We start from the raw sequence: 2,903 nt of genomic DNA, 5'->3' as shown, positions 1-2,903 counted from the left end.
GGGTGCTGGGGGCGGTCAACGCGCTGATCGAGGCCCACACGGTCGCCCCGCCAGACGCCGTGGCGGCTTACCAGCGCCGCTGGCTGTCACTCGACGATGACGCTGCACCCTGGAGGCGTTTTCAGCTCGCCCGGCTCGAACACACCGCGCTTCGCGCGCATTACCCGCGCTGCGTCGCCGACTGAAAAAAAGATTCGCCCCTCTTAACCTCGGCCCCATCCTGTGCTATTGGTTGAATTACGCGGTAGGCGTCGCCTATCAACGTCGTGACCACGCAGCACCAGGAGGGACACTATGGGTAGACCCCTGTCACCCCACTCTGCCCAGGTCATCGACCTGGCCACCGTGCGTCAGCGTCACCAGGCGCGCAAGTGCGTGATCCGCCTGGCGCCAGAGCTCGACGGCCTTGAAATGGTCTACCAGCTGGCGGCGAATCCCGACACCCTCTACGGCCTGCCGATTCTGGCCTGGGGCCTGCGTGACGATGGCGACGTCGTGGGACTGGTTCCCTGGATGGAAGGCTTGAGTGCCTGCAGCGAGCTCGACAGCCGCGAGAACGGCTACTTCATCGGCTACCGCGATCCGGAAACCGACGAAATCTTCGATACCCCTCCTGAACACAAGTACGCCGAGCTGGTCGCCGCGGCGGAGTATTTCGAGTACGAGGCATCAAGGGACGTCACGCTCATCCAGCAGTTGCCGGATACCCTCGGCACTCATGCGCTGTGCATGAATCACCCGGATTCTCCCTGGTGCATGAAGCCCGTCTTCGGCTGGCGACTCTACAGTGATGGAAGCGTCGAGGCGCTGCTGGCCGACGATGAGAAGGCGCAGATGACGCCGATTCTTCTCGGCGACGCCTGTCTCTATGATGCCAGGAGTCGCCACCAGACGGTCTACTTCTTTCAGCGGCATATCGCCAACCGCATCCTGGAAGAGGATCCGGCGACCCTGGAGGCGCTGGCTATGATGATCGTGCCGGGCGATGAGGAGGAGGCCTGACGGATCCTCAGGCCAGGCGAATGAAATAGCGGTATTCGTCGCCCTGGACCTGCTCGTCGAGGAGTTCGTGGCCCAGGAATTGGCAGAATTTGGGAACGTCGCGCGTGGTGGCAGGGTCCGTCGCGATCACCTGCAGTACCTGACCCGAGGCCATGTCCCGCACCTTGTTGTGCATGAGCATGATGGGTTCGGGGCAGTAGAGGCCCGTGGTGTCCAGGGTATCGTCGAAGGCGGGCAAGGTATCGGTCATCGCGGGTCTCGATAAGGAAATAGGCACATGGTTAAAGTGATCATCGAACGACGTATCATGCCCGGCCTGGAAGAGGAGTACGAGCTGGCCGCGCGTGAGGCCATGCGCGCCTCGCTCGGTGCCCGAGGGTTCATCGGCGGCGAGACGCTGGTCAAGCTCGGCCATTCGGATCGTCGCCTGATGATCACCCAGTGGCGGGATCTACGCGCTTGGCAAGAGTGGCATCGAAGCGAGGCGCGGGCAACCGTCATGGAGCGCATTCTACCGCTTCTCACCGAGGAAGAAACGGTACAGATCTTCGAGCCGGTACCCTAGCTCGTCAGCCCATGTCGTTTTACGTCGTCACGCCATGAGACGAACGTGCACGGTCACCTCTTCGCGATCGTGGTAAAGATGGCGGCAACGAATCTCGGCGCGCACCCCGGCTTCGGCTAGCGATGCCTCCAGCCGGTCCAGGCAACGCGTGACCTCGTCCCAGCGCTTTTTCATGGGCAGCTTCAGGTTGAAGATCGCCTCGCGACACCAGCGATTGATCAGCCAGCGCTCCACCATGGTCAGCACGCGAATAGGCTTGTCGACGATGTCGCATACCAGCCAGTCAAGGCGCGTCTCGGGCGCCCATACGAAACCGTCCTCTTTCAAGTGATCCACCTGCCCGCTCTTCATCAACGCCGTATCCATTGGGCCGTTGTCGATGGCGTAGACGTACATGCCACGCTGAACCAGTTGCCAGGTCCAGCCTCCGGGCGCGGCTCCCAGATCGGCGGCCTGCATATGCGCTGCCAGGCGCACTCCCCACTCGTCGCGCGGGATGAACTCGTGCCAGGCCTCCTCGAGCTTGAGCGTCGAACGGCTCGGCGCGCGGGAGGGAAAGCGCAGTCGGCGAATGCCGTTCTTGAGCTCGCTGCGGTTGCCCGGAAAGCTTATGCCCAACTGTACCCGATCGCCGCCCGTCCAGAACAGGTGCAGACGTCGACCGCCAGCCTTGCGGCGCAGCGCCCCGCGCTTTTTCAACAGGCTCTCCAAAGGCTTGGTGAGCGCCTTGATCAGCCTGGCCAAGGCCTTGCCATCATTGGTATCCGGCGTCTCGTGCCAGATCTCCTCGAAGCTCCAGCCGCTCTGCTTGACCTGCTCGAGAATCGGCGAAAGACGATCCTCACGCGTAAGTGTAAGCGCAGGCAGCGCCGCCAGGCTCTGGCGTGCGAAGATGAGCCGCTCGAAGCGAGCGTCGCGATGCAAGGCATTGACCGGCTCACCGTCATCACGCGCAAGGCTTGCCCACCCCTCCCCCAGCGTCGGTACGCAGGATATGCCGCCTTGCGCGGCATGGTGCTGCATTTCCGCCAGGGCATCGGGCTCGAAGCCGGGCCGGCAATAGACCAGCCAGGTGGTGGGCGCTATCTCACTCACGTTTTACTCCCGCATCATTTTTTGCATACATTGGCGGCGCATCATATCACCGTGACGGCAGGGTTTTCGCTCGCGCATAAAAAAATCCCCCGCCTCGAAGAGACGGGGGATTTTTCGGATAGGTGCCTGACGATGACCTACTCTCGCATGGGGAGACCCCACACTACCATCGGCGCGTTGCGGTTTCACTTCCGAGTTCGGCATGGGATCGGGTGGTTCACGCAGGCTATGGTCGTCAGGC

General features: G+C 62.3%; 4 protein-coding genes, 1 rRNA gene and 1 pseudogene. 3 read left to right on the top strand and 3 right to left on the bottom strand.

Going from position 1 to position 2,903, the window contains the following annotated elements; genetic code table 11:
* A pseudogene (locus BIS11_RS14200) lies at window positions 1-185 on the top strand (DUF3080 domain-containing protein); the annotation flags it as partial.
* Window positions 186-294: 109 nt separating this feature from the next.
* Window positions 295-1,002, top strand: coding sequence for a hypothetical protein (locus BIS11_RS14195; protein ID WP_253426304.1), 708 nt, complete (start codon window positions 295-297; stop codon window positions 1,000-1,002).
* 7 nt (window positions 1,003-1,009) lie between these two features.
* Here the strand turns inward: BIS11_RS14195 and tusA are convergent, their stop codons facing one another.
* The gene (gene tusA / locus BIS11_RS14190; RefSeq protein ID WP_253426306.1) at window positions 1,010-1,252 is read right to left on the bottom strand and encodes a sulfurtransferase TusA; all 243 of its coding nucleotides are present in this window, start codon (window positions 1,250-1,252) and stop codon (window positions 1,010-1,012) included.
* Window positions 1,253-1,279: 27 nt separating this feature from the next.
* Here tusA and BIS11_RS14185 point away from each other — a divergent pair, with 27 nt between their 5' ends.
* Window positions 1,280-1,567 carry an antibiotic biosynthesis monooxygenase gene (locus tag BIS11_RS14185; protein ID WP_253586364.1) on the top strand — a complete coding sequence of 96 codons (288 nt, stop codon included), beginning with the start codon at window positions 1,280-1,282 and terminating at the stop codon, window positions 1,565-1,567.
* 27 nt (window positions 1,568-1,594) lie between these two features.
* Here the strand turns inward: BIS11_RS14185 and rlmM are convergent, their stop codons facing one another.
* Together rlmM and rrf are read right to left on the bottom strand one after the other, a co-directional pair.
* The gene (rlmM, locus tag BIS11_RS14180; protein ID WP_253426331.1) at window positions 1,595-2,662 is read right to left on the bottom strand and encodes a 23S rRNA (cytidine(2498)-2'-O)-methyltransferase RlmM; all 1,068 of its coding nucleotides are present in this window, start codon (window positions 2,660-2,662) and stop codon (window positions 1,595-1,597) included.
* A 124-nt stretch (window positions 2,663-2,786) separates the two neighbouring features.
* Window positions 2,787-2,902 (bottom strand): 5S ribosomal RNA (gene rrf, locus BIS11_RS14175).
* Window position 2,903 lies beyond the last annotated feature (1 nt).

Source organism: Halomonas sp. 707D4 (assembly GCF_024158685.1).
In the GTDB taxonomy this organism is placed as follows: Bacteria; Pseudomonadota; Gammaproteobacteria; order Pseudomonadales; family Halomonadaceae; genus Vreelandella.
Note: the sequence above shows the minus strand (reverse complement) of the source record. Positions and strands in the feature narration are given on the sequence as shown.